Annotated in this window: 1 protein-coding gene; it reads left to right on the top strand. The window is 73.1% G+C overall.

Annotated elements, in window-relative coordinates; genetic code table 11:
- Window positions 1–4: 4 nt before the first annotated feature.
- Window positions 5–219, top strand: a 215-nt coding sequence (locus B2W70_RS18445; RefSeq protein WP_414631030.1) for a hypothetical protein, incomplete at its 3' end; no start/stop codon positions are given.

Genomic DNA, 219 nt, shown 5'->3' with positions numbered 1-219 from the left:
CGATGTGCACATCGGCGATGCGGCGCAGGCATTGGGAGGTTTGCACGTCATCGTCGCGGGCCTGCACCCGGCGCGGCGCATCGACCGACAGCTGGCTGGGCGATGTGCCCGGCGCGGGCAGCCCGGCACGCACGAGCGCATGGTGCACCTGGGTGACGAAGGTTGGTCGCCGTGGGCACCTGCGTGGCTCAGGCGCGGCCTGGCCACGCTGCTGCCGCG

The organism is Aquabacterium sp. UBA2148 (assembly GCF_002328915.1).
Taxonomy (GTDB): Bacteria; Pseudomonadota; Gammaproteobacteria; order Burkholderiales; family Burkholderiaceae_C; genus Aquabacterium; species Aquabacterium parvum.
This window is presented reverse-complemented; position numbering and strand designations above follow the sequence as displayed.